The sequence below is a fragment of the Mesorhizobium sp. B2-4-13 genome, assembly GCF_006658535.1.
Lineage (GTDB): Bacteria > Pseudomonadota > Alphaproteobacteria > Rhizobiales > Rhizobiaceae > Mesorhizobium > Mesorhizobium australicum.
Genome location: NZ_VFVB01000001.1, coordinates 735722 through 758886 on the forward strand (window position 1 = coordinate 735722; position 23165 = coordinate 758886).

Sequence of the window (23165 nt, forward strand, 5' to 3'; positions counted from 1 at the left end):
CGGAGGTTAACGTGGCAAGACATCCCAGGATCACTTTCATCGGCGCCGGCTCGACGGTGTTCATGAAGAACATCGTCGGCGACGTGCTGCAGCGCCCGGCGCTTTCGGGCGCCACGATCGCGCTGATGGACATCAATCCGCAGCGGCTGGAAGAAAGCGCCGTCGTCGTCAACAAACTGATCGCCACACTCGGCGTCAAGGCGATGGCCGAGACCTACACGGACCAGCGCAAGGCGCTGGCGGACGCCGATTTCATCGTCGTCGCCTTCCAGATCGGCGGCTATGAGCCCTGCACCGTCACGGATTTCGAGGTGCCGAAGACATATGGCCTGCGCCAGACCATCGCCGATACGCTCGGCGTCGGCGGCATCATGCGCGGCCTCAGGACCGTGCCGCATCTGTGGAAGATCTGCGAGGACATGCTTGCCGTCTGCCCGCGGGCCATCATGCTGCAATATGTCAACCCGATGGCGATCAACACCTGGGCGATCTCGGAGAAATATCCCGAGATCAGGCAGGTCGGGCTGTGCCACTCGGTGCAAGGTACGGCGATGGAACTGGCACACGATCTCGACCTTCCCTATGACGAGATCCGCTACCGCTCGGCCGGCATCAACCACATGGCTTTCTACCTGCAGTTCGAGCATCGCCAGCCGGATGGATCCTATCGCGACCTCTATCCCGATCTCGTGCGTGCCTATCGCGAAGGCCGCGCGCCCAAACCCGGCTGGAATCCGCGCTGTCCGAACAAGGTGCGCTATGAGATGCTGACGCGGCTGGGCTATTTCGTCACCGAGAGCTCGGAGCATTTCGCCGAATACACGCCCTATTTCATCAAGGACGGCCGTCCCGATTTGATCGAGAAATACGGCATTCCGCTCGATGAATACCCCAAGCGCTGCGTCGAGCAGATCGAGCGTTGGAAGGACCAGGCGCAGGCCTACCGCTCGGCCCAGCGCATCGAGGTCGAAGAGTCGAAGGAATATGCCTCCTCGATCATGAATTCGGTCTGGACCGGCGAACCGTCGGTCATCTACGGCAATGTGCGCAACAATGGCTGCATCACCTCGCTGCCGCGTGATTGCGCCGCCGAAGTGCCGTGCCTGGTCGATGCGTCCGGCATCCAGCCGACCTATATAGGCGACCTGCCGCCGCAATTGACGGCGCTGATCCGCACCAACATCAACGTACAGGAACTGACGGTGCGGGCGCTGATGAGCGAAAACCGCGACCACATCTATCACGCGGCGATGATGGATCCGCACACCGCGGCCGAACTCGATCTCGACCAGATCTGGTCACTGGTCGATGATCTCCTGGCCGCACATGGCGACTGGCTGCCGGCCTGGGCGCGCGTCAAACGCAAGAACGAAGCCGCCTGACCGGCGCTCGTCTACTTCGGCTCGTCGGCGTCCGGTTCTTCCTCGTCGTCGCGGGCCGAGATGACATAGGCACCCTTCAGCCAGCGGTTGAGGTCGATGTCCTTGCAGCGCGTCGAGCAGAATGGATAGGTCTCGCGCGCCGATGGCTTGCCGCATTCCGGGCACGGGCGCTTGGGCCGCAGGGGCGTGACCTTGTCGTCGAGGCTCATGGTCGCGCGGACAACCAGTTTTGATGCGTCTTGAAACCTTCGCCCGACAGCAGCGCCACCGTCTCGTAGAGCGGCAGGCCGACAATGTTGGTGTAGGAGCCGACGAGCTTGACGACGAAGGCGCCGGCCAATCCTTGCACGGCATAGCCGCCGGCCTTTCCGCGCCATTCGCCGGACGCGACATAGGCGTCGATCTCCTCGCGCGGCAGCCGCTTGAAACGCACCCGCGTCTCGACCAGTCGCTGGCGCAGTTTGCCGCCCGGCGTGATCAGGCAGATGCCGGAATAGACCCGGTGCGAACGTCCGGACAACAGCCCGAGGCAGTTGGCGGCGTCATCCAGCGTCTCGGCCTTGGGCAGGATGCGCCGCCCGACGGCGACCACCGTGTCGGCCGCCAGCACGAAGCTCGGCGCATGGTCCGTCTCGGACTTCAGCGACGCGAACGCCTTCTCGGCCTTTTCCTTCGACAGCCGTTTGGCCAGCGAGCGCGGATGCTCGGCACGCAGCGGCGTTTCGTCGATATCGGCTGGCAGGATGCGGTCCGGCTCGATGCCGGCCTGCTGCAGGAGTTCGATGCGGCGCGGCGAACCCGAGGCAAGCACCAGCTTTTGCAAAATGCTCATCGCTTTACCGGCCGGGTCTTGATCTTACTTGAAGCGGTAGGTGATGCGGCCCTTGGTCAGGTCGTATGGCGTCATCTCGACCAGAACCTTGTCGCCGGTCAGCACGCGGATGCGGTTCTTGCGCATGCGGCCGGCGGTATGGGCGATGATCTCGTGTTCGTTTTCGAGCTTCACCCTGAACATCGCGTTGGGCAACAATTCCGTGACGATACCCGGAAACTCGAGGACTTCTTCCTTCGGCATTCGATACCTTTGCTTGGATGGCAGTTCCAGCGCCCCGGCTGGAATTTCGGCGGAACCTATATGATAATCTGTCGCTTGTGAACACGCTTAATCGCCAGGCCTCGGAACGGTGAACCGGCTGTAGATCCGGGCTTTCAGCCGCTCGCGCACGTCGCGATAGCTGGCCATGATGTGTTCGCGCGTGCCGCCGGCATCGGTCGGATCCGGCGTCGGCCAGTATTCCACCTCGACGGCAAGCGAGCGCGTGAGTTCGAGCGCGGCATGGTGGGCCTCCGGCGCCAGTGTCACGATCAGGTCGAAATAGTCGTCCTCGAGATCGTTCAGCGTCCTTGGATGACGCTCACCCAGCGACAGCCCGTCCTCGGCAAGCACGGCATCGACGAACGGGTCGCGCTCGCCGGCGCGCACGCCGGCCGAGGCGACGAAGACGGTGGTGGGCAGCATCCGGCGCGCCAGCTGCTCGGCCATCGGCGAGCGCACGGCATTCATGCCGCACAGGAACAGAACCGAGCGGGGCAGGGCGCCGGGGGCCAGGATCAGCCCCGCCAGTGCAGCACGCAGACCAGCGTGAACAGCCGTCGCGCCGTGTCGAAGTCGATGTCGATCTTGCCGGAGAGCCGATCCATCAGCGTCTGCGAGCCCTCATTGTGCAGGCCACGGCGGCCCATGTCGATCGCCTCGATATGGCTCGGCGTCGAGGAGCGGATGGCGTCGTAATAGCTCTCGCAGATCATGTAGTAATCCTTGACGATGCGCCTGAGCGGCGTCAGCGACAGGATGTGGGTGACGACGGCGGTGCCGTCCTCGCGTGCCACGGCAAAGACCAGGCGGGACTCGGCCAGCGACAGCTTCAGCCGGTAGGGACCCGCACCGCTGTCGTTGACAGGCTGAAAACTATTCTCCTCGATCAGGTCGAAGATCGCCACCGCCCGCTCATGCTCGACATCGGGCGTCGAACGGCCGATCGACTCATCGAGTTCGACATCGATCAGTTTTGCGCGGGTTTGACCGGAGCCCGTCATACTGGCCTACATGTTCAGCCGTATGGCGACAGAGCGGCCATGCGCGTCAAGCCCTTCCGCCTGCGCGAGTGCGATCGCCGCCGGTGCCAGCACGCGCAACTGCTCCGGTCCGAGTTTGAGGACCGAGGTGCGCTTGACGAAGTCGAGCACGGACAGGCCGGACGAGAAGCGCGCCGAGCGCGCCGTCGGCAGCACGTGGTTGGAGCCGCCGACATAGTCGCCGATGACCTCGGGCGTGTGGCGGCCGAGAAAAACCGCGCCCGCGTTGCGCATCTTCGCCAGGAAGCCTTCGGCATCCTCGATGGCCAGCTCGACATGTTCGGCGGCGATGCGGTCGACCAGCGGCAGCGCGGCCTCGACGGTCGGAACCACGATGACGGCGCCGAAATCGCGCCAGCTCTGGGCCGCCGTTTCCGCGCGCGGCAGGCTCCGCAGCTGGCGTTCGACCGCCCGTTCGACCGCCTTGCCGAATGCCGGGTCGTCGGTGATCAGGATCGACTGCGCCGACACGTCATGTTCGGCCTGGGCGAGCAGATCGGCGGCGATCCAGTCCGGATCGTTGTCGCCGTCCGCCACGACGAGCACTTCGGAAGGGCCGGCGATCATGTCGATGCCGACCGTCCCGAACACCTGCCGCTTGGCTGCGGCGACATAGGCATTGCCTGGACCGACGATCTTGGCGACGGGCTTTATCGTCTGCGTGCCATAGGCGAGTGCCGCGATCGCCTGCGCGCCGCCGACGCGGTAGATTTCGGAGACGCCCGATATATCCGCCGCCACCAGCACCAGCGGGTTGACGACGCCGTGCGGTGCCGGCACGACCATGACGATGCGCTCGACGCCGGCTACCTCGGCCGGCACGGCGTTCATCAGCACCGAGCTCGGATAGCTTGCCGTGCCGCCCGGCACATAGAGCCCGACCGCCTCGATCGCCGTCCAGCGCGAGCCGAGCTCGACGCCGGCGGGATCCGTGTAGCGTTCGTCCTGAGGCTTTTGCCGCTGGTGATGGGACCGGATGCGGTCGCGTGCGAATTTCAGCGCCTCGACCGTGGCCGGATCGGCCTCGGCATAGGCGCCGGCGATGTCTTCCGCCGAGACGGCAATGCCGAGCTTGGCGAGGTCGCCTCCGCCGAATTTCCGCGTGTAGTCGATCAGCGCCGCATCGCCCTCGGCACGCACGCGCGCGATGATGTCTCGCACCACGGCGTCGACGTCGGCCGACACCTCGCGCTTGGTCGTGAGAAACGCGGCGAAACGCTGCTCGAAATCGGCGTCGGACTGGGCAAGCGTGATGGCCATCGTATGCTCAAGCCCTGTGGATGGGGCGCGAGGTGGCTTCCCACGCACCGCCAATATCGGCAAGGCGGGCCTCGATGCATTCGACATCGAGCATGATCGTGCCGCCGCCCGAAAAGATCAGTTCGACGATGCCCGCGGGCTTGCTGATCTCGATAAAGCTGATCGCCAGCAAGGAAAGAATTTCGGCGGGCTTGTCGCGGGCGATGCCGTTGGTCTTGGCGCCCAGCACCCGGTCGAAATGCAGCACGGCCTGCCGTCGTTCGTTGTGCTGGCGAAACAGGCCGGATTTGGCCTCCCACACGAAACGGTTCATGGTCAGGACGAAGCGTTTGGCCTTGGGCAGGAATTCGAGGTCCGAGACCTTCATCACGGCGTCCTGGAGATGGGCCGAGACGATGCTCAGATCCTGGTCGTCGAGCGCGATAAGCTTGAGGGCGGTCATCCGGATTTTCGACCTACAGGTTGGTTTCAGCCTCTGTTAGGCGGTCTTTCCGGCCGGTGCAACCACCCCACGACGTCCGCCCGAGGCATTGCCTCGGGTTTGCGCTGCGGGCAGACGGGCGGCGGCGCTATGAGCCGCCCTTTGCTGGAAGCTGCCGCCGTCCGACCGTCAGGCGGAAATACGTTCGATCACCGCGCCGCAATTGGATAGCTTTTCCTCCAGCCGCTCAAAACCGCGGTCGAGATGGTAGACACGGTTGACCGTGGTTTCGCCTTCGGCCGCCAGGCCGGCGATGACCAGCGAGACGGAAGCGCGAAGATCGGTCGCCATGACTGGCGCGCCCTTCAGCTTCGCCACGCCGTCGACGATCGCCGTCTGCCCCGAGAGCGTGATGTGGGCGCCGAGCCGAGCCAGTTCCTGGACGTGCATGAAGCGGTTTTCGAAGATCGTCTCGGTGATGCGCGATTTGCCCTTGGCCATGGTCATCAGGCCCATGAACTGCGCCTGCAGATCGGTCGGGAAGGCCGGGAAGGGGGCCGTCGTCACGTCGACGGGTGAAATGCCGGCGCCATTGCGCTTCACGCGGATGCCGGAATTGGTCTGGGTGATCTCCGCGCCCGTCTGGGAAATCACGTCGAGCGCCGTCTGCAGCAGCTCCGGTCGTGCGCCTTCCAGCACGACGTCGCCGCCGGTCATTGCCACCGCCATGGCATAGGTGCCGGTCTCGATGCGGTCGGGGATGACACGCACGCGCGCGCCCGACAGGGCTTCGACGCCGTCGATGGTGATGGTCGGCGTGCCGGCGCCGGAAATCCTGGCGCCCATCGCGTTCAGGCATTCGGCGAGATTGACGATCTCCGGCTCGCAGGCGGCGTTTTCAAGCACCGTCTCGCCCTTGGCCAGCGACGCCGCCATCATCAGCACATGGGTGGCGCCGACCGAGACTTTCGGGAAGACATAGCGGTTGCCGACAAGGCGGCCGTTCCGGGTCTTGGCGATGACGTAGCCGGTATCGACATCAATGTCGGCGCCCAGCGCCTGCAGGCCTTCGAGGAACAGATCAACCGGGCGCGTGCCGATGGCGCAGCCGCCGGGCAGCGACACCTTGGCCTCGCCCATGCGGGCCAGCAGCGGGCCGATCACCCAGAACGAGGCGCGCATTTTCGACACCAGTTCGTAAGGCGCCGTCGTGTCGACGATGTTGCGGGCGGAGAAGTTGATGGTGCGCGAATAGCCCTCATTCTGCTTCTCACGGCGGCCATTGACCGAATAGTCGACGCCATGATTGCCGAGGATGCGGATCAACTGCTCGACATCGGCCAGATGCGGCACGTTTTCCAGTGTCAGCGTGTCGTCGGTCAGAAGCGAGGCGATCATCAGCGGCAGGGCGGCGTTTTTCGCGCCCGAGATCGGAATGCTTCCGGCAAGCTTGTTGCCGCCGACAATTCTGATGCGATCCATTGGAGACTGTCCCTCTCGGCCAGAAAAGGGCCGGTTCAATCGTTTGAGTATCGGCCCGTCTAGACCATTGACCAATTTGGTTCAAGAAATAGGATTTCGCCCACCCCGGCCTGAGAGTGGCCGATTTGAGTTAATCTTTCTTCATTTCCTTGGCCGCGCCGAGCCCGTCGGGCCGCTGGTCGGCCTCGCCTGTCCGGCGTGAGCGCGACTGCGCCTTGCGCTTCTGCAGGTTGGCCCGCAACTGCTCGGCGAGCCGGTTCTTGCGGATTGTTCCGCTGTTCTTCGGTTGATTTGTCTTGTCGTTCATTGTCCCGCCACGGCTGGCGCCCAGCCAACCGCTTTCAGGGATAGCCAACATTGTGGCGCCGCCATGTCAATAAAAGCTATCCGGCAAAGCCATTCACAGAAGCGTTGTTCTTGGCCTTGCGCTTGCCGGTTCGATATGGCAGAAGCCCCGCCATCAGCGGCTGCGGTAGCTCAGTGGTAGAGCACTCCCTTGGTAAGGGAGAGGTCGAGAGTTCAATCCTCTCTCGCAGCACCAGACACCCTGCAAACAACGCGGCCTGTGACACCGTCTTTCCGGCACGGACAGGCGATGAAGTCACGGCATGCGCCGGGCACCGGATCGCGCAGTCGGACAATTCCGTCGTGTGCCGGATAGCCCGTCTCTTCCTCTCGCTGAAGATGAGGAAATTCGGCATACAAATCCCCGTGGAGACCAGCATCGGCCATGGCTTCTACATAGGCCATGGCGGCCCGTGCGTGGTCCATCATACGGCAACGATCGGCAACAACTGCAACATATCCCAGTATGTGACGATCGGGGCGACGCTTGGCAAATCCGCGTCGATAGGGGACGAGGTCTATATCGGCCCAAACGTGTGCATCGTAGAGGAGGTCACGATCGGCAGCCGCTCGCTTATCGGCGCGGGTGCCGTTGTCACCAGGAATATTCCGGCGGGGAGCACCGCGGTCGGCGTCCCCGCGAGGCCGATCGACAAGGCGCGGCAGCACAATTTCATCACCAATCGATGGCCGCCGGCAATGTGAACAGGCCTATGGTGCTTGCCGGTGGCGCGCCCTCATCGGTCGAACGCATGCGCGGCATGACACGATTCGTTAACCAAGATGCTGTTCTTCGACATGTCGGGTTGTCGGACGGCTGCCTGTCCGGCTGGTTAAGTCATTGCCGGGGAGAGTGCCGAACGAAAGCTCCTCATCTGAGCGAAGACGTCAAATCGCCTGAAACAGGAACGATGTGCAAGGCATGAATGGGATTGAAAGCGAACAAAACCCGCTCGGCGCTTCCCGTCGTTGGACATGGTTGCCGGCCATTGCGATGGCGTTGCTTTGCATGTGTGTCACCGATGCGTTCGCCGAGACGCGCGCCTTGCGGATTCAGCATCTTCATACGGGCGAGAAGGCCGAGATCGTCTTCAAGCGCGATGGGCGCTACGATCAGGCGGGCCTGAAGAAGATCAACTTCATGCTGCGCGACTGGCGCCGCAACGAGCCGACCAGGATGGACCCGCGCCTGCTCGACCTGGTCTGGCAGGCTTACCGCGCCAGCGGCTCGACGGCCTATATCCATGTGGTCAGCGCCTATCGCTCGCCGGCCACCAACGCCATGCTGCGCGGTCGTTCGAAGGGCGTGGCCCGCGAAAGCCAGCACATGGTTGGCCGCGCCATGGACTTCTTCCTGCCTGACGTGCCGCTGAAGAAGTTGCGCGACATCGGCCTGAAGATGCAGGGCGGCGGCGTCGGCTATTATCCGACCTCCGGTTCGCCGTTCATTCATATGGATGTCGGCAATGTGCGGCATTGGCCTGGCATCAGCCGCCTGGAACTCGCCAGGGTCTTCCCGAACGGCAACACGCTGCATGTGCCGAGCGACGGCAAACCGTTGCCTGGCTACGAGCAGGCGTTTGCCGCCTACGAGTCACGCAAGGCCGCCGGCACGCCCAACATCGAACTGGCCAGCGCCGACCGCGGCCAACGCAGGCCAGCGCGCGGCCTGCTGGCGACGCTTTTGGGTGGGCGCGGCGCGGATGAAGCGGACGATGCCGCGGAAGCGGCGCCTGCGCCACGCAAGCCGACCAAGTCAGTTGAACCTAAAACGGCCGGTGATCCCAAGATGCCTGGCGACTCCAAGACGGCTGGCCAGGGCATTGCTATCGTGGCGCCGGAGGCAGCCCAGCGGGCGGACGTCCAGACCCCCTCCGCCGATCCGGCCGAAGAAACGCCTGCAAAGACGCCTGAAGCGATCGTCATGGCGATGCCGCCCGGCACGGTGCCGATACCTGCTTTCGCACCGCGCACCGGGTTCGCCACCACCATTCCAATCCCGCAAGCCGTGCCGTTCGGCGTAGCCAGCAGCGCATCCACCGCGCGGGTTGAACCGGCGACGACCGGTGCCGAAATTCCCGTGGCCAGGATGAATGCCGCCCCCGCGATTGCCGGTCCGGACATGCTGGCGCTCAACATCCCTGTCCCGAGATGGCGACCGCAAGACCAGACGGGCCCCGCGCGTCAACCGGAGGCGGCCAAATCCGCCGATGCAATCGGTGCCTTGCTGGCCACGCATCACGTCGATGACAGCCTCGATCCGCTGGCTGGACAGCGGATTGCAGTCCCTGCATCGAAACCTGAAGACCGTGTCAGGACCAGCCCCAAGGCCGACCGTGTCCAGCCACGTCTCGATCCCGAAGCCACCGCCGTCATTCTGCCAGCGGCGCCGACCGCCCAATCGCTTGAGACCGGGCGCCGCATCACCGGAACCGGCTCGACAGCGGCGACCGTCATTGCCGCCAATTTCATCCGCACGGCCCCGGAGCAGGTCTATCTCGATGGCTTCCAGCCACGAGGACAGACGTCCGATCACCGCCGCTTCACCGGCTCCGCTGTGAAATTCCTGCCCACCGCCAGGTTCAGATAGGTCGACGCGCAAGTCTGTAAGATATTTTCCAAATTTGACAATCTTGTATGAAATTGTAAGGTAATCGTCTTTCCGTTGGCGAGAGGCGATGACCATGTCGATCCGCGAAGAGTTGGCCAACACCACCTTGGCTTTCACGTCGGCGGAAGAAAAGATCGTTCAGGTCCTGCTCGCCGATTATCCGATGTCGGGGCTGGGAACGGCGACCCGGCTGGCGCGACGCGCCGGAGTCAGCGACCCGAGCGTGACCCGCCTGATGACCAAGCTCGGATATGTCGGCTTTGCCGATTTCCAGGCGCGGCTGCTGACGGAAGTCGAATCAAGACTGCATTCGCCGTTGCTGATGATGGAGGCCAAGCGTCCCGGCGGCTCCAGCGAGGGCACGGCACTGGCCTACTTCCATTCGGTTTCCGACAGTCTGGAGCGCACGCGCACGGCGGTCCCCCTGCAGGCCTATACACGCGCTGTCAATTTGCTGCTCGAGACCAAGGGCCAGGTCGTCCTGCTGGGCGGCCGCTTCAGCCGCCACATCGCCTCCATGCTCGCCGGCTATCTCCTGCAGTTCCGCTCCGGCGTGCGCGACATCGGCTCGTTGAGCCCGGCGGATTTCGACTTGCTGATCGACCTCGGCAAGCGCGACCTTCTCGTCGTGTTCGACTATCGGCGCTACCAGTCGGACGTGGTTAGCTTTGCGCGGCAGGCGAAGGAACGCGGCGTCTCCCTCCTGCTGTTCACCGATGTATGGCTGTCGCCGATCGCTGACATCGCCGACCTGACGATGGTCGCGGCGATCGACGCCAACTCGCCCTTCGACACGCTGGCGACCGCCGTGGCCCAGATGGAGACCGTTTTCGCCCATGCGCTGGAAGGCCATGGCGCCGGGGTGCGCAAGCGCATCGAGGACATCGAGAAGATCCGCAGCGCCAATGCCGTCACCCTAGATGCCGCCTTGTCGCCGTCCGACAACGAAACCGCCAAACCAAGAGCCACCAGGAAATAGCATCGATGCGCCCGGCGCGGCGGTGCGAGGAAGGAATAACCATGGCTGACGCCCAGACGATCATCGATGCCGTGCAGGCTGAAATCGAGAGAGACCGCGACTGGCTGATCGGGCTTGTCCGCGACATGGTCCGAATCCCTTCGGTCAATCCTAAATTCGAAGCCAATCCGGCGATCAACCGCGAGGCGGATGTCCAGGCTCTGCTGGAGCCGATCCTCAAGCACGATGGCTTCAGGACCGAACAGTGGGACGCCTTGCCCGGCCGGCCCAATCTGGTCGGCGAATGGGCTGGAAACGAGGAGCGCAGCCTGATCCTGTGTGGGCATATCGATGTCGTGCCGGTCGGCGAGATGAAGGACTGGTCGGTCGATCCGTTTGGCGGTGAGATCACGAATGGCCGGCTCTATGGCCGGGGTGCGGTCGACATGAAGGGCGGCGTCGCGGCTTGCGTCGCCGCCGCGCACGCGATCCGCAAGGCGGGCATCACACTGCAAGGCCGGTTGGCCGTCCACTCCGTCGTCGACGAGGAGGCTGGTGGCTTCGGCGCCATGGACGCGGTCAAGAAGGGCAAACTCGCCAAAGCGGTGCTTGTCGCCGAGCCGACCTGGGGCGATGTCCTCCCGGTCGAGGGCGGGCTCGAATGGGCGCGGGTGACGATCCGTGGCCGCAACGCGCATTCGGCGCTGCGTTACAACGAAATCTACCCGCAACGGCACGACAAGGACCGGCTGAAGCCGGGTGTCAACGCCATCGAGATCGCGGCGCGGTTCATTGCCGCCGTCCGCCAATACGAGCTCGACCGGACACGGGCAAAGTCCCATCCGCTGCTGCCGGTCGGCATGAACACGATCAACATCGGTGTCATGCATGGCGGAACGGGCCTTGGCGAACACGGCCTGCCGACGGTGATGACCAACCCGGCCATCATCCCCGATGTTGCCGTGCTCGATCTCGACATGAAGTTTCTGCCGGATGAGAATTCAGCCGAATACCGCCGCGACTTCGAAGCGTTCGTCCATCATTTCGCGCAAACCGACGCCTGGTTGCGCGACAACCCGCCTGCCATCCAGTGGGAGCTCGGCGGGCTGCATTTCCCGCCGATGAACACGCCGGTCGACCATCCGTTGGTGACGTCGCTGATGAAACGCAAGGCGGCGATCGGCAAGGCGCCTCAGACAAGCGGCTTCGTCGCCGTGTGCGATGCTGCGCACTATGCCGGCGCCGGTGTCGACGGTGTCATTTTCGGTCCGTCGGGCGACGGCTTCCATGGCGCCAACGAATATGTCGAAGTGGAATCGGTGGTCGAGACCGCCAAGGTGATCGCGGCATCCGTCATCGACTGGTGCGGCGTGCGCTGAGAGGCTTGCTTTTCAGGCGGTCACGCCGGGCGGTTGATGCGCCCGGCGACGGCACCCCAAGCCGCTTTGATCATGCCGGCCAGTCCGCTGGGATAGGCCAGCATCACGCCGATGATCAGAACCGCCGTGATCATTGGGCGCCATGCGCCGAAATCAGCCATCCACTCGGCGAAAACCGTCAGCACGAAAGAGGCGACGATGGCGCCGTAGATGGTGCTGGTGCCGCCCAGCAGCACCATCGACAGGATGATGGTCGCCAGGCTCATGCCGAACACGTCGATCGAGGCGTTGCGCTGGTAGGCGGCATAGAAGGCCCCAGCGATGCCGGTAAAGAAGGCGCTTGCCGCAAGCGTCAGCATGCGCTGGCGCACGATCGAGACACCGCGGCTGACGGCGTATTCCTCATTGTCGCGCAGCGCCACGATGCTGGCGCCGGCGCGCGAGCGCACGAACACACGCAGAAACAGCGTGCTCGCCACCAGCAGCGCCAGCGCGATGTAGAAATAGGCGAATTTGGCGTCGCGGACCATATTGTGGTCGAACCAGTAGAGGCCGGGGATACGCACGATCCCTTGCGTGCCGCCGGTGATGTCGGACTGGCTGAGGATCACTTGCATGACCAATTGCGCGAAGCCGAAGGTGACCAGGATGATATAGATGCCCTTCAGGCGCAGGATCGGGATGGTCACCACGATCGCGGCAAGCGTGGCGATGATGCCGCTGGCAAACAGCGCGATCCACGGATCGAGCCCGGCCAGCTTGGTCAGCAGGCTGTAGGCGTAGACGCCGATGCCGAAGAGCGCCAGATGACCGAAATTGAAGACGCCGCCATAGCCGAGGCTGAGGTCCCAATTCGACGCCACGATGGCGTAGATAAAGGCCATGATCAGGATGTGGCGGGCATAGGTGTCGCCGAAGACGAGCGGCAGCAGCGCCAGCACGGCCAAGCCGAGCACGAATCCGATGGCTTCGTGCTTCCACGGCGTGCGGCCAGGTGCGATCGGGGTTGCCGCCGCTGTGCGGATCTGGGTGATCGGCGAGGTCGTGTCGGTCATGCGAGGCCTCGCGAGCGGCTGGCGAAAATGCCCTCGGGACGTACCATCAGGGTCAGGATCAGCACGCCGAACAGCAATGCCGGCGTCCAGTAGAGGCCGAAATAATAGCTGCAGGCGGCCTCGAAAAAGCCGATCAGATAGGCGGCGAAGATCGGTCCCGATATGCTCGATATGCCGCCGAAGACGACGACGATCAGCGCCTTGAGCAGCGGGTCTGAGCCCATCACGGGCGACATGAAGCGATAGCCGCCCATGAAGATGCCGGCGAGCCCCGCCAGCGAAGCGGCGATGGCGAAGGCCAGCCCGTAGAGCGCGGTGACATTCAGGCCGACCAGATGGCTGGCGTCCTCGTTCTGCGCGACCGCACGCAATGCCAGCCCGAGGCGCGAACGGTTGAGGAACATCCACAACGCCGCCAGGATCAGCGGCGTGATGACGATGATGGCGATCTGGTGCAGCGAAACGCCGACGCCGCCGATGGTGGCGTTGCCGTCGACCAGCGCCGGGATCTGCTTGGCGCGCGGCCCCCAGATGGTGAGCGCTCCGTTCTCGACCAGCGATCCGGCGGCAAGCGTGGTGATGACGACGACCAGCACGATGTTGGGCCGGCCGATCAGCGGCCGCACGACGCTTGCCTGCAGGATCCAGCCGACGCCGGCCATGACGACCACGGCGATGGGAAAGGCCACCCCCGCCGGCAGGCCGAGTTCCACCAATTGCCAGGCGACATAGGCGCCCAGCATCATGAACACGCCATGGCTGAAGTTGAACACGCCGATCGTCGTCCAGACCAAAGCGAGCCCGACCGCCATCATGGCGTAGAGCGAACCTTGGAACAGGCCGCCGAACAGGATTTCCGCCAATGCGCTCATACCGAGTTCCTAGTGGCCAAAATACATCGACATGATCTCGCCGTGGTCGAGGCTCTCGCCCGGCTTGATCTCGGTCGCCACCGCGCCGTGGTTGACGAGGTAGAGTTGCTGCGTCAGTTCCAGCAGGAACTCGATATCCTGCTCGACGACGATCAGCGGCACCCCGCCGCGCGAAATGTCCATGACGGAGGCGCAGAGTTCGTCCTTGATCTTGGGCGCCAGCCCAAGCGTCGGCTCGTCGAGGATCAGGAGGCGCGGATGGCTCATCAGCGCCGTGCCGATCGACACCATCTGGCGCTCGCCGCCCGACAGCGTGCGCACGCGCTGGCGCCAGCGTTCCGCCAGTTTCGGGAACAGTTTGATCACCTTCTCGCGGTTCTCCGCCTCATGCGGACGGGCGCGCGGTGAATAGGCGCCCAGCGCCATGCAGTCGGCGATGGAGAGGTCGGGAAACAGCCGGTTGCCTTGCGGCACGTGGATCAGGCCGGCGCCGACGATGGCGCGGGCGCTGAGGCCTGCTATGTCTTGCCCGTCGAACTGGATGCGGCCGTTCTTCGGCCGCAGCAGGCCGGAGACGGTGCGCAACAGGGTCGTCTTGCCATGGCCGTTGGGTCCGAACAGGCCGACATTGCCGAAGCGGCCAGCTTCCAGCGAAATGTCGTGCAGCACGGTGACGCGGCCATAGCCGGCGGTGACGCCTTCGACGGTGAGGATGGGAGTCACGCCACCGCCCTCCGGGTTCCGAGATAGGCCTCGATGACGCGCTGGTCGGCGATCACGCTTGCCGGCTCGCCAGCGGCGAGCACGCGGCCATTGTTAAGCACTAGCAGATGCTGCGACAGGCTCATCAGGAAGGTCAGCACATGCTCGATCAGGAGGATGGTGATGCCGCGTTCGGCGGTGCGGCGGATCAAACCGATCGACGTCTCGATCTCGGGCTTGGTCAAGCTCGATGCCGGTTCGTCGAGCAACAGCATACGTGGCTGCATGGCGATCGCGGTGGCAAGCATCAGGCATTTGCGCTCGAAGACGGAAAGCTCGCCGGCCAGCCGCCCGAAGGACACTGAACCCAAGCCGACAAACTCCAGTGCCTCTGCGGCCGCCTCGCGGGCGGCTGCCGCTGCAGCTTTCTCCTTTCTGCCGTAGCTGGCGCCGATCAGCGCGTTCTCGAATACGGTCAGGCCGTCGAAGCTGGTTTCGCGCTGAAAGGTGCGGGCAAGGCCGAGGCGCGCGATGGCATGTCCAGACTTGCCGTTGATCGCGGTCCCGTCAAAGCGGATGTGGCCTCTGTCCGGCCCGAACGGGATGCCGGTGATGATGTTGAACAGCGTGCTCTTGCCGCTGCCGTTCGGGCCGGCGATGCCAAAGATCTCGCCGGCCTCGACCTTGAACGACACGCCATCGACGGCCTTCAGCGAACCGAAGGCCTTCGATACGTCGTCCAGTTCAAGCAGGGCCATGCCTCACTGCATCCAGGGCTGCGGCTTGAAGGCACCGGTGGCGTATTTTTCCGGCGAGATCAGCGTGCGCTGGCCGTCCCAGATCTGGAAGAAGGTGATCGGGATATAGTCGTCGCCCTGCGTGGCGAGATGCGTGGCGGGATCGAATTTCAGCCGGCCTTCGGCGACCTGCTTGTCGGTCTCCGACAGCGCCTTCATGATCGCGGCGTGGTCGGATGCGCCGCCGACTTTCTTGACCGCGTCGAAATAGACGTTGGTCATTTCATAGAGGCCGACGCCATAGGTGCCGCTCTCGACGCCATATTTGGCCTTGAACTTGGCCGCCACCTCATCGGCGCGCGGGTTCTTCGGCGTCGTCAGCGCCCCGCCGAGGAGATTGTAGATGACGCCATTCGACTTCTTGCCGGTGAGTTCGACGAATTCCGGAACACTCGGCGCATATTGCAGGAAGACCAGGCTCTTGGTTGGCTGTTCGAGGAACTGGTTCAGGAAAGACGCCGAATTGCCCGGCAGATAGTCGGTGTTGATGACGACATCGGGGACATTCTCGCGCACCTTGGCCAGGATCGAACGCCAGTCGGTGACTTCGCCGAAGGGCACGATCTCATCGACGCTGATAGTCCAGCCCTTCTCCTTGAAAGTCTTCTTCATGCCCTCCGAGATGGTCTTCGAATAGGCGTTGTCGGAGGAGATGATGGCGACCTTCTTGGTCGGCAATGTGATCTTGCCGTCGGCCGCGAGTTTCTCGACGAACAAGGTGACGTCGGTGTTGTAGGCGTCGAAGGACGGCGTTAGCGACCAACAGCACATGTACTTGTCTGGGCTCGGCGCGATGATGTCCCTGGTCTGCTGCGAGGTGGCCGCCAGCATGTAGGGCATCTCGGCCTCGGCCATGTTGTCGATCTCGAAATTCGTCAGGCTGGCGTAGCCGGTGAGCATGAATTGCACGCCGGGATCGCCAAGCAGGCGCTCGACCGCGCTGGTGACGTTGCCGGCGGACTGATCCTTGACGTCGCCGACCACCAGTTCGAATGTGTTGCCGGCAACGCCGCCGGCGGCATTCGCCTCATCGATTGCCATCTGCACGCCGCGCTGGAATTCCTGGCCGTCCGCCGCGGCAGGGCCCGTGATCGGCGCCAGCAGGCCGATCTTGACGACATCGGCGAAAGCGGGGGCGCTTGCCGTGGCAAACGCCGCGATCAGGGCCGTGGTCATCAGCATATGGCGGAGTCTGTTGCCTGCGAATTTGGATTTCATCGTGCCGTTCCCTGTTCTCCTCCCGTTCATCGGGAGTTGGATAATTGACAATCTACGCACAATTGATGTTATTTGAAAAGGATTTTTCAACGGCACGAGACCGGGAAAATGTTATGGCAGGGCTAGGGGAGGCGGCGGCGCTTTGTTGTGCAACTGCTTCGAAACAGAGCGATTCCAGACGGAGCCAAAGATGACGATCGCGCAGAAGACCCTTGAAACCAGTCACGGCAGGATCGCCGTTCGCGAGACCGGCGGCAAAGGCACCGCCGTCCTGCTGATTCATGGCAATTCGTCTTCCGGTGCCGTTTTCCGCAACCAGCTCGAGAGCCCGCTGGGCGAGCGCTACCACATGATCGCCCCCGATCTGCCGGGCCACGGCGCTTCCGGCAATGCGATCGATCCGGACCGCTCCTACAGTATGGAAGGCTATGCCGATGCGATGACCGAAGTGCTCGGCCTGCTCGGTATCGACAAGGGCATCGTCTTCGGCTGGTCGCTCGGCGGTCATATCGGGCTGGAGATGATCGACCGTTATCCTGGCCTGCTTGGCCTGATGATATCGGGCACTCCGCCGGTAGCGCCCGAGGAGGTCGGCAACGGCTTCAAGTCGAGTCCGCATATGCACCTTGCCGGACAAGAGGCCTTCACCGCCGCTGATGTCGAGGCCTATGCGCGCAGCACTTGCGGGGAACCGTTCGAACCGTTCCTCCTCGACACGGTGGCGCGCACCGACGGGCGGGCGCGGCGCCTGATGTTCGAGAAATTCGCCGCCGGCACAGGCCGCAACCAGCGCGAGATCGTCGCCGGCAAGACGCCTCCGATCGCCGTTCTCAATGGCATCGACGAGCCTTTCGTGAACACCGATTTTGTCTCAGCGGTCAAGTTCTCTAACCTGTGGGAAGGCAAGGCGCATCTGCTCGACAAATCGGGCCATGCGCCGTTCTGGGATTCTCCCGACCGCTTCAACCCGATCTTCGCCCGCTTCCTGGAAAGCGTGGATCAGGCATAGACTCGCCGCAAGGCCACCGACCAGCCGCCATCGACCGGAATGGGTCCAGCTCTGCTGGCCTCATTGCACTGACAGGAGGAGGGCGGCCCCGACCGGCCCGTTGGCAAGGCATGCGTGTCCGGCTATGACGGCAAAGTTGCGAAGAGCAGTCAGCTTTTCCGTTGGAGTGCGACATGACCGTATTTACACGCCGCGGACTGCTGAAAACTGCCGCCGTTGCCGGCGCGAGCGGGCTCGGGCTTGCCGCCATGGGCAGGATTGGCGGCTGGGCGGCTTCCGCGCCTGAGCCGGTGGTGCTGCGGACGGCGAAAATCCAGGCGAAGCTGATGGATGTCGGCCAGACCAACAATGTGCTGACTTACGGCAACGCCGGAATGCCGCCGGTGCTCAGGATGAAAAAAGGCGAACCCTTCGCCGCGCGCCTCGACAACGCCATCGATGACCCGACGACCATCCACTGGCACGGCATTCGCCTGCCGAACAAGATGGATGGCGTGCCCTTCCTGGTGCAGCCTTACGTCTACACCGGCGATCATTTCGACTATGCCTTCACGCCGCCCGATGCCGGCACCTTCTGGTATCACCCGCACTGCAACACGCTGGAGCAGATGGGGCACGGCCTGACCGGCGTGATCGTGGTTGAAAACCCGAACGATCCGGAATTCGACGCCGAGTTTGTCCTCAACCTGCGCGACTGGCGCCTTGGCGACGACGGCCAGTTCATCGACCAGTTCCGGCCGCGCGATGCCGCGAGAACCGGCACTTACGGAACGGTGCGTACCGCCAACTGGCTCGATCAGCCGCAATATGACGCGCCCGCCGGCGGGCTGGTGCGGCTGCGCATCGCCATTACCGATGTCACCCGCATCTATGCCTTTCGCGTCGACGGCGCCGAAGCGATGGTGATGGCGCTGGACGGCAATCCGGTGCCGGAGCGCTTTGCGCCCGATGCCTTGCTGCTTGGACCGGGGCAGCGCATCGAACTCGCCATCCGCATGCCCGACGATGAGGGCGCGATCGTCAGCCTGCGGGACGTCAGGGGCACCAAGCCCAAGGTGCTGGCGACGCTGCGCGCGACGGGCAACTCGCTCAAGCGGGACGTTCGCGACGTTGCGCCGCTGGAAGTGAATCCGGTGGCGGAAGTGGATCTCGGCTCGGCCCAGCATATCTCCCTGTCGCTCAGCGCCACGGCGGAAAACGTCCCGAGCGACAGCATCTGCGGTTCTCTCGGCTACAGTTTCTGGGCAATCAACAAGGTGCCATGGCCGGGCGATACGCCCGATCCAACCGCGCCGCTGGCCGAATTGAAGCTCGGCAGGAGCTATGTCATCGACATGGAGAACCTGACGCCGCAATCGCATCCGATGCATTTGCACGGCATGAGCTTCAAGGTTTTGTCGTCCTCGGCGCGGCCGGTGCGGCCGTTGATTTCGGACACCTATCTCATCCAGCCCAACGAGAAGGTGAGCCTTGGCTTCGTCGCCGACAATCCCGGCGACTGGCTGCTGCATTGCCACATCATCGAGCACCAGAAATCGGGCATGACGAGTTACGTCAGGGTGGTCTGAGCCGGGCCCACCGAAGGCAGCATTGTCCGCGACCTACTTGCGCAGTTGCGCCTCGATCTCGTCGAGCACCTTGTCCTTGCCGATGCCGGTGAGGAAGGCGAGGCCCTTGATGACCGGCTTGGTCACCGAAGCCGAGATCGGCGTGGTGGCGACGATGAAGTCGACGCTATCGGCGAGCCTCGGCACTTCGGTTGCCTTGGCCTGCTGCGCGTTGAAGGTAAGGCCGCGCATCTTCATCGCCTCGGTAACGGCGACGTTGACCGCCGTCGAGGTGGCGATGCCGGTGCCGCAGGCAAAGAGAATTGTCTTCTGTCTGGCCATCTTTGCTTTCCCTTGATTAGCAGCCGAGCACGGTGCGCACGTCGTCAAGCGTCCTGGCCGACCTCAAGCCGTCCAATGCATCTGGATTCTGGATCGTTGCCATGACGGACTGCAGCGCTTCAATCTGCTTGTCCTTGTCATTGATGGCAAGCAGGAAGACGAAACCCACCGGCAGCTTCTCGTCGGGGTCTTCCATATTGGCGAAGATCACCGGCTTTCTCAGCGTGCCCATTGCGATGCCGGGCTTCAGCACATGCTCGGGATCGGTGTGGGGCACCGCGACATTGTCGGCGCGTTCCAGCGGCAATCCTGTCGGGATGGTCATTTCGCGGCGCACGACCGCGTCGGCATAGGAGCTCTTGACATAGCCAAGGGCCTCGAGCCGTCCCGCCAGGACGCGGATGATCTCCTCATTGGTCGACGCGTCCGACCCGAGCACGATCGCTTCGGGATCCAGAAGCTGCATGAGGGCGTCGGACATGTCTTGCTCCGTCGATAAATCGTGCGCCCGGCGAAGGCGCACGATCGTTTCAGATGAAGGCACGCTTGCGTTCAGGCCGTGCCTTCGGCCGGCTCGTCCTCGGCGCCCGCCGCCCGTTCCCAGCCGAGCGGATTGCGGCGATAGAGCACGAATAGCGCCGCGATGACCACGGCGATCACGATGATGCCGATGAGCCCAAGTCCCTGGATCGCCTCGATGATCACATAGGGCACCCACAGGAAGCCGTCGACCACCGAGGTGATCTGCAAAGCATCCGCCGGCAGTTTGAAGCCCGATGCGACGGCCGCACTGGTGAACAGCGGCGCCAGGGCGTTGGCGACATAGAAGCCGATCGCCAAGGTCACCGTGCCGATCACCACCATGCGGAACACATTGCCTTTGACCAGCGGCGCGGTCATGGCGACGATGAACGGGATGACAGCCAAATCCGCGAACAGGATGACGCGGTTGCCCGGCAGGATCACCGACAGGATGATCGCGATCGGCACCAGGATCAGCGACGACGAGATCGCGGCGGGGTGGCCGATCAGGATCGCCGAATCGAGGCCGACGAGAAGCTCGCGATCGCCGGTGCGCTTGCGCACGAACTCCTGCGCCGCGTCGGAAACCGGGATCAGGCCCTCCATCAGGATCTTCACCATGCGCGGCAGCAGCAGCATGACCGCGGCAAGTGTCATGCCGGTGCCCAGCACCTTGGCCAGCACCGTGCCGGGATCGCCGGCATTGTAGAAGGCGATGGCGCCGAGCACGAGGCCGATGATCAGGCCGAGCACGACCGGTTCGCCGAACACGCCGAAGCGGCGCTCGATGGTTTCGGTGTTGATGTTGATGCGGTTGATGCCGGGAATGCGGTCCATGATCCAGTTCAGGATGATGGCGATCGGCAGGATTTGCGCCGAGGCGAGATGCGGCACCGAAATGCCGGGAACGCCGTAGAATTGCTGCACCGCGCGCGCCGACCAATCGGCGAACAGCAGCGACAGCGCCGCAACCAGGGCCGCGATGGCAATGCCGTAGGCCAGATTGTCGGTGGCGGCGACGACGAGCGAGCCGACGAAGGCGAAGTGCCAGAAATTCCAGACGTCGACATTGAGCGTGCGCGTCATGCGCGTCAGCAACAGCACGATGTTGACCAGGATGCCGACCGGGATGACCCAAAGCCCGACCGAGGAGCCAAAGGCGATCGCGGCCGCCGAGGGCCAGCCGACGTCGATGATGTCGCGATGAATGCCGGTGTTGGTGACGATGGCCTTGGCGACGTCGCCAATCGACGTGAACATCAGGCCAAGCACAAGGTTGATACCGATGAAGGCGACGCCGATGGTGACGGCGGCGCGAAAGGCCTTGCTGACCTTGGCGCCCAAAACCACGGCAATGATGAAAATGACGATCGGCAGCAGGATTGTCGCGCCGAGCGTGTCGATGGCCCCCTTGAGGCCAGCGAGTAGAGTATCCATTCTTCCTCCCCTGGAGCCCCGAGCCTAAAGCTTCGCGGTGCTCCTTTCTCTCAGCCTCTGCCGCCAACAGCGCAAAGGCACTCCCCAGATGCCGCGAGACGAGTGCCCCTCCGAGCGGTTGTCTCGATGAACATTTGCCTTTGTTGGCAAACGAATGTTTTATTGAGACTGTTCGCAACAATGTCAATTGGCAAGCCTTTGGGCCAATCGGCCAAGGCGACGACGCTTGTCACGGGTCATTTTCGTTGGAAATCGCCGGTCGCGAGCGGTTTTGTTGGCACAGGGGAATGGTCCCTGCTAATTCGCGTCCAGACCAAGAAGCTGTGGACATCCCGCATGACCAATGTCGCCTTGACCGGGCTTGCCCGCGATCTCGCCAGACGTGCCGCCGAGGGCCGCCCGGTGCGCATCGGCATCATCGGCTCCGGCGAAATGGGCACTGACCTCGTCACGCAAGGCATGCTGATGCCCGGCATTGCGGTTTGCGCCGTCTCGACCCGGCGCCCGCACACCGCGCGTGACGCCATCCGCATCGCCTACGGTGACGAGGCGATGGCGGTCGAAGCCGACACCGCGTCGAAAGTCACTGCGGCGATCGAGGTTGGAAAAATAGCCATCACCTCGAACGAGATGCTGGTCACCAACCCACTGATCGATGTCGTCATCGACGCCACCGGCAAGCCGGGCGTCGCCGCCGATTTCGACCTGATGGCGATGGAGCACGGCAAGCACCTGGTGATGATGAATGTCGAGGCCGACGTCACCATCGGCTGTTACCTCAAGCAGCAGGCCGACCGGCTTGGCGTGGTTTATTCGGTCGGCGCCGGCGACGAGCCGTCGAGCTGCATGGAACTGATCGAGTTCGCGTCCGCACTCGGCCTTACCATCGTCTCGGCTGGCAAGGGCAAGAACAACCCGCTCAACCACGATGCCGTGCCTGACGACTATCGCGAGGAAGCGACCCGCCGCAACATGAACCCGCGCATGCTGGTCGAGTTCGTCGACGGCTCCAAGACCATGGTCGAGATGTGCGCCATCGCCAACGCCACCGGGCTGGTGCCTGACGTGCCCGGCATGCATGGTCCCAAGGCCGACCGCGATGACCTCGTCAAGGTGCTGATCCCGCGCGAGGATGGTGGCCTCCTGCTGAAAAAAGGCGTCGTCGACTACACTATCGGCAAGGGTGTGGCGCCCGGTGTCTTCGTCATCGTCGAGGCGACGCATCCGCGCATCATCGAACGCATGGACGACCTGCATATCGGCCGCGGTCCCTATTACAGCCTGTTCCGGCCCTACCATCTGACCTCACTGGAAGTGCCGCTGACGGCCGCTCGCATCGTGCTGTTCGGCAAGCCCGACATGGTGCCGCTGCCGCGGCCGGTTGCCGAGGTCTGCGCCGTCGCCAAGCGCGATCTCGCCGCCGGCGAGACCTTCGATGCGATCGGCGAGACCTGCTATCGCTCCTGGACCATGACCGTCGGCGACGCGCGTTCCCAGCGCGCCGTGCCGGTCGGCCTGCTTGAGGGCGGCAAGGTGCTGAAGCCGGTCAGGAAAGGTGCACTGCTGACCACCGACAATGCAGCGCCAGACCGGACGACCAGTCTGTTCGCGCTGCGCCGCCTGCAGGACGAGATGCTGTACGGAAACAAGCCCGTTGTGGCGCTGTCATGACAGATGCGCTATATTGTAA

25 protein-coding genes and 1 tRNA gene are annotated in these 23165 nt (G+C 63.6%); 9 read left to right on the forward strand and 17 right to left on the reverse strand.

The features are described from left to right. Nucleotides 1-11 precede the first annotated feature (11 nt). Nucleotides 12-1382, forward strand: coding sequence for an alpha-glucosidase/alpha-galactosidase (locus FJ936_RS03520; RefSeq protein WP_141906104.1), 1371 nt, complete (start codon nucleotides 12-14; stop codon nucleotides 1380-1382). 11 nt (nucleotides 1383-1393) lie between these two features. Here the strand turns inward: FJ936_RS03520 and yacG are convergent, their stop codons facing one another. The 9 genes from yacG to FJ936_RS03565 all read right to left on the reverse strand — a co-directional run bounded on the left by yacG (nucleotide 1394) and on the right by FJ936_RS03565 (nucleotide 6988). After that, on the reverse strand, nucleotides 1394-1591 hold the full coding sequence (yacG, locus tag FJ936_RS03525; protein WP_023772777.1) for a DNA gyrase inhibitor YacG: 198 nt from the start codon (nucleotides 1589-1591) through the stop codon (nucleotides 1394-1396). Further along, nucleotides 1588-2214: a Maf-like protein gene (locus FJ936_RS03530; protein WP_015316264.1), complete on the reverse strand. Its 627-nt coding sequence runs from the start codon at nucleotides 2212-2214 to the stop codon at nucleotides 1588-1590. Before FJ936_RS03530 ends, yacG begins: the two co-directional genes overlap by 4 nt. A gap of 24 nt (nucleotides 2215-2238) precedes the next feature. Further along, nucleotides 2239-2457, reverse strand: a complete 219-nt coding sequence (infA, locus tag FJ936_RS03535) for a translation initiation factor IF-1 (RefSeq protein ID WP_006329283.1) — start codon at nucleotides 2455-2457, stop codon at nucleotides 2239-2241. Between the two features lie 87 nt (nucleotides 2458-2544). Beyond that, nucleotides 2545-3006 (reverse strand): low molecular weight phosphatase family protein, encoded by a 462-nt coding sequence (locus FJ936_RS03540; protein ID WP_141906105.1) that lies wholly within the window; start codon nucleotides 3004-3006, stop codon nucleotides 2545-2547. Beyond that, on the reverse strand, nucleotides 2994-3479 hold the full coding sequence (locus FJ936_RS03545; protein WP_015316266.1) for a UPF0262 family protein: 486 nt from the start codon (nucleotides 3477-3479) through the stop codon (nucleotides 2994-2996). Before FJ936_RS03545 ends, FJ936_RS03540 begins: the two co-directional genes overlap by 13 nt. A 6-nt stretch (nucleotides 3480-3485) precedes the next feature. Then, the gene (hisD, locus tag FJ936_RS03550; RefSeq protein ID WP_141906106.1) at nucleotides 3486-4778 is read right to left on the reverse strand and encodes a histidinol dehydrogenase; all 1293 of its coding nucleotides are present in this window, start codon (nucleotides 4776-4778) and stop codon (nucleotides 3486-3488) included. Nucleotides 4779-4785: 7 nt separating this feature from the next. Then, nucleotides 4786-5220 carry a DUF2948 family protein gene (locus FJ936_RS03555; RefSeq protein ID WP_015316268.1) on the reverse strand — a complete coding sequence of 145 codons (435 nt, stop codon included), beginning with the start codon at nucleotides 5218-5220 and terminating at the stop codon, nucleotides 4786-4788. Nucleotides 5221-5388: 168 nt separating this feature from the next. Further along, nucleotides 5389-6681 carry a UDP-N-acetylglucosamine 1-carboxyvinyltransferase gene (gene murA / locus FJ936_RS03560; RefSeq protein ID WP_015316269.1) on the reverse strand — a complete coding sequence of 431 codons (1293 nt, stop codon included), beginning with the start codon at nucleotides 6679-6681 and terminating at the stop codon, nucleotides 5389-5391. Nucleotides 6682-6811: 130 nt separating this feature from the next. Then, complete coding sequence (locus FJ936_RS03565; RefSeq protein WP_140790442.1) at nucleotides 6812-6988, reverse strand: hypothetical protein; 177 nt, start codon at nucleotides 6986-6988, stop codon at nucleotides 6812-6814. A 159-nt stretch (nucleotides 6989-7147) separates the two neighbouring features. Here FJ936_RS03565 and FJ936_RS03570 point away from each other — a divergent pair. The 5 genes from FJ936_RS03570 to FJ936_RS03590 all read left to right on the forward strand — a co-directional run bounded on the left by FJ936_RS03570 (nucleotide 7148) and on the right by FJ936_RS03590 (nucleotide 11974). Continuing rightward, a tRNA-Thr gene (locus tag FJ936_RS03570) sits at nucleotides 7148-7222 on the forward strand. Nucleotides 7223-7329: 107 nt separating this feature from the next. Next, on the forward strand, nucleotides 7330-7731 hold the full coding sequence (locus tag FJ936_RS03575) for a serine acetyltransferase (RefSeq protein ID WP_140660769.1): 402 nt from the start codon (nucleotides 7330-7332) through the stop codon (nucleotides 7729-7731). Nucleotides 7732-7948: 217 nt separating this feature from the next. Further along, a complete protein-coding gene (locus tag FJ936_RS03580) occupies nucleotides 7949-9616 on the forward strand; it encodes a DUF882 domain-containing protein (protein ID WP_140790444.1) in 1668 nt (555 codons plus the stop codon). A 94-nt stretch (nucleotides 9617-9710) separates the two neighbouring features. After that, on the forward strand, nucleotides 9711-10616 hold the full coding sequence (locus FJ936_RS03585; protein ID WP_140790505.1) for a MurR/RpiR family transcriptional regulator: 906 nt from the start codon (nucleotides 9711-9713) through the stop codon (nucleotides 10614-10616). A gap of 41 nt (nucleotides 10617-10657) precedes the next feature. Further along, on the forward strand, nucleotides 10658-11974 hold the full coding sequence (locus tag FJ936_RS03590) for an ArgE/DapE family deacylase (protein ID WP_140790446.1): 1317 nt from the start codon (nucleotides 10658-10660) through the stop codon (nucleotides 11972-11974). 20 nt (nucleotides 11975-11994) lie between these two features. Here the strand turns inward: FJ936_RS03590 and FJ936_RS03595 are convergent, their stop codons facing one another. The 5 genes from FJ936_RS03595 to FJ936_RS03615 are packed head-to-tail and all read right to left on the reverse strand — an operon-like array spanning nucleotide 11995 to nucleotide 16618. Next, entirely contained in the window at nucleotides 11995-13029 is a 1035-nt protein-coding gene (locus FJ936_RS03595; RefSeq protein WP_015316274.1) for a branched-chain amino acid ABC transporter permease, read from the reverse strand. After that, nucleotides 13026-13901, reverse strand: a complete 876-nt coding sequence (locus FJ936_RS03600; RefSeq protein WP_140790448.1) for a branched-chain amino acid ABC transporter permease — start codon at nucleotides 13899-13901, stop codon at nucleotides 13026-13028. The genes FJ936_RS03595 and FJ936_RS03600 overlap by 4 nt, the downstream gene beginning before the upstream one ends. A 9-nt stretch (nucleotides 13902-13910) precedes the next feature. Beyond that, nucleotides 13911-14624: an ABC transporter ATP-binding protein gene (locus FJ936_RS03605; protein ID WP_140725843.1), complete on the reverse strand. Its 714-nt coding sequence runs from the start codon at nucleotides 14622-14624 to the stop codon at nucleotides 13911-13913. Beyond that, nucleotides 14621-15361, reverse strand: a complete 741-nt coding sequence (locus FJ936_RS03610; RefSeq protein WP_140614675.1) for an ATP-binding cassette domain-containing protein — start codon at nucleotides 15359-15361, stop codon at nucleotides 14621-14623. The genes FJ936_RS03605 and FJ936_RS03610 overlap by 4 nt, the downstream gene beginning before the upstream one ends. A 3-nt stretch (nucleotides 15362-15364) precedes the next feature. Further along, nucleotides 15365-16618 (reverse strand): ABC transporter substrate-binding protein, encoded by a 1254-nt coding sequence (locus FJ936_RS03615; RefSeq protein ID WP_015316278.1) that lies wholly within the window; start codon nucleotides 16616-16618, stop codon nucleotides 15365-15367. A gap of 190 nt (nucleotides 16619-16808) precedes the next feature. On the opposite strand from FJ936_RS03615, the gene FJ936_RS03620 reads away from it, so the two are divergent. Both FJ936_RS03620 and FJ936_RS03625 read left to right on the forward strand, forming a co-directional pair. After that, entirely contained in the window at nucleotides 16809-17627 is an 819-nt protein-coding gene (locus FJ936_RS03620) for an alpha/beta hydrolase (RefSeq protein WP_140660775.1), read from the forward strand. A 173-nt stretch (nucleotides 17628-17800) separates the two neighbouring features. Further along, nucleotides 17801-19195, forward strand: a complete 1395-nt coding sequence (locus tag FJ936_RS03625) for a multicopper oxidase family protein (protein ID WP_140790450.1) — start codon at nucleotides 17801-17803, stop codon at nucleotides 19193-19195. A 33-nt stretch (nucleotides 19196-19228) separates the two neighbouring features. Here the strand turns inward: FJ936_RS03625 and FJ936_RS03630 are convergent, their stop codons facing one another. From FJ936_RS03630 to FJ936_RS03640, 3 genes are all read right to left on the reverse strand, one after another. Beyond that, nucleotides 19229-19516, reverse strand: a complete 288-nt coding sequence (locus FJ936_RS03630) for a PTS sugar transporter subunit IIB (protein WP_140790452.1) — start codon at nucleotides 19514-19516, stop codon at nucleotides 19229-19231. 16 nt (nucleotides 19517-19532) lie between these two features. Then, nucleotides 19533-19997: a PTS sugar transporter subunit IIA gene (locus FJ936_RS03635; protein ID WP_140725834.1), complete on the reverse strand. Its 465-nt coding sequence runs from the start codon at nucleotides 19995-19997 to the stop codon at nucleotides 19533-19535. Between the two features lie 71 nt (nucleotides 19998-20068). Continuing rightward, a complete protein-coding gene (locus tag FJ936_RS03640) occupies nucleotides 20069-21475 on the reverse strand; it encodes a PTS sugar transporter subunit IIC (RefSeq protein WP_015316283.1) in 1407 nt (468 codons plus the stop codon). Nucleotides 21476-21811: 336 nt separating this feature from the next. Here FJ936_RS03640 and FJ936_RS03645 point away from each other — a divergent pair, with 336 nt between their 5' ends. Then, nucleotides 21812-23146, forward strand: a complete 1335-nt coding sequence (locus tag FJ936_RS03645) for an NAD(P)H-dependent oxidoreductase (RefSeq protein ID WP_140614672.1) — start codon at nucleotides 21812-21814, stop codon at nucleotides 23144-23146. The last annotated feature ends 19 nt before the right edge of the window (nucleotides 23147-23165 follow it).

Excerpts from the sequence above, each read along its gene's own strand:
- yacG (WP_023772777.1), bottom strand. The coding sequence starts at position 1,591 with ATGAGCCTCGACGACAAGGTCACGCCCCTGCGGCCCAAGCGCCCGTGC.
- FJ936_RS03530 (WP_015316264.1), bottom strand. The coding sequence starts at position 2,214 with ATGAGCATTTTGCAAAAGCTGGTGCTTGCCTCGGGTTCGCCGCGCCGC.
- infA (WP_006329283.1), bottom strand. The coding sequence starts at position 2,457 with ATGCCGAAGGAAGAAGTCCTCGAGTTTCCGGGTATCGTCACGGAATTG.
- FJ936_RS03545 (WP_015316266.1), bottom strand. The coding sequence starts at position 3,479 with ATGACGGGCTCCGGTCAAACCCGCGCAAAACTGATCGATGTCGAACTC.
- hisD (WP_141906106.1), bottom strand. The coding sequence starts at position 4,778 with ATGGCCATCACGCTTGCCCAGTCCGACGCCGATTTCGAGCAGCGTTTC.
- FJ936_RS03555 (WP_015316268.1), bottom strand. The coding sequence starts at position 5,220 with ATGACCGCCCTCAAGCTTATCGCGCTCGACGACCAGGATCTGAGCATC.
- murA (WP_015316269.1), bottom strand. The coding sequence starts at position 6,681 with ATGGATCGCATCAGAATTGTCGGCGGCAACAAGCTTGCCGGAAGCATT.
- FJ936_RS03565 (WP_140790442.1), bottom strand. The coding sequence starts at position 6,988 with ATGAACGACAAGACAAATCAACCGAAGAACAGCGGAACAATCCGCAAG.
- FJ936_RS03580 (WP_140790444.1), top strand. The coding sequence starts at position 7,949 with ATGAATGGGATTGAAAGCGAACAAAACCCGCTCGGCGCTTCCCGTCGT.
- FJ936_RS03585 (WP_140790505.1), top strand. The coding sequence starts at position 9,711 with ATGTCGATCCGCGAAGAGTTGGCCAACACCACCTTGGCTTTCACGTCG.
- FJ936_RS03590 (WP_140790446.1), top strand. The coding sequence starts at position 10,658 with ATGGCTGACGCCCAGACGATCATCGATGCCGTGCAGGCTGAAATCGAG.
- FJ936_RS03595 (WP_015316274.1), bottom strand. The coding sequence starts at position 13,029 with ATGACCGACACGACCTCGCCGATCACCCAGATCCGCACAGCGGCGGCA.
- FJ936_RS03600 (WP_140790448.1), bottom strand. The coding sequence starts at position 13,901 with ATGAGCGCATTGGCGGAAATCCTGTTCGGCGGCCTGTTCCAAGGTTCG.
- FJ936_RS03610 (WP_140614675.1), bottom strand. The coding sequence starts at position 15,361 with ATGGCCCTGCTTGAACTGGACGACGTATCGAAGGCCTTCGGTTCGCTG.
- FJ936_RS03615 (WP_015316278.1), bottom strand. The coding sequence starts at position 16,618 with ATGAAATCCAAATTCGCAGGCAACAGACTCCGCCATATGCTGATGACC.
- FJ936_RS03620 (WP_140660775.1), top strand. The coding sequence starts at position 16,809 with ATGACGATCGCGCAGAAGACCCTTGAAACCAGTCACGGCAGGATCGCC.
- FJ936_RS03625 (WP_140790450.1), top strand. The coding sequence starts at position 17,801 with ATGACCGTATTTACACGCCGCGGACTGCTGAAAACTGCCGCCGTTGCC.
- FJ936_RS03630 (WP_140790452.1), bottom strand. The coding sequence starts at position 19,516 with ATGGCCAGACAGAAGACAATTCTCTTTGCCTGCGGCACCGGCATCGCC.
- FJ936_RS03635 (WP_140725834.1), bottom strand. The coding sequence starts at position 19,997 with ATGTCCGACGCCCTCATGCAGCTTCTGGATCCCGAAGCGATCGTGCTC.
- FJ936_RS03640 (WP_015316283.1), bottom strand. The coding sequence starts at position 21,475 with ATGGATACTCTACTCGCTGGCCTCAAGGGGGCCATCGACACGCTCGGC.
- FJ936_RS03645 (WP_140614672.1), top strand. The coding sequence starts at position 21,812 with ATGACCAATGTCGCCTTGACCGGGCTTGCCCGCGATCTCGCCAGACGT.